This is a genomic window from Chryseobacterium sp. SIMBA_029, from assembly GCF_046535275.1.
Lineage (GTDB): Bacteria > Bacteroidota > Bacteroidia > Flavobacteriales > Weeksellaceae > Chryseobacterium.
Window position 1 is genome coordinate 1 of record NZ_JAWRXA010000848.1, and the last position, 236, is coordinate 236.

A 236-nucleotide genomic window follows, 5' to 3' on the forward strand; every position below is an offset into this window, starting at 1 on the left:
CTGTTTCCCAGGTGTGCCCCTTTATAAATCCCAAAGTCCTGATTGATTCCGCTATAGGAAATATCAAATCCCTGCATAAACCCGTGCTTTCCGAAAGAAAAGTTGAATGAATTCACCTCCGCTCCTGTATTCTGAAGAGTATGATGTGGAATATAAATATCACCCAGCTTTTTATAGCTTCCGCCTGCTTTTACAAACCATTCATTCTCCCAGGATTTAAGCACATTCGCTGAAAT

Annotated in this window: 1 protein-coding gene; it reads right to left on the minus strand. The window is 40.7% G+C overall.

What is annotated here, in order from left to right; genetic code table 11:
* On the minus strand, nucleotides 1–236 hold a 236-nt coding region (locus tag SB679_RS26275; protein WP_410705363.1), incomplete at both ends, for a hypothetical protein.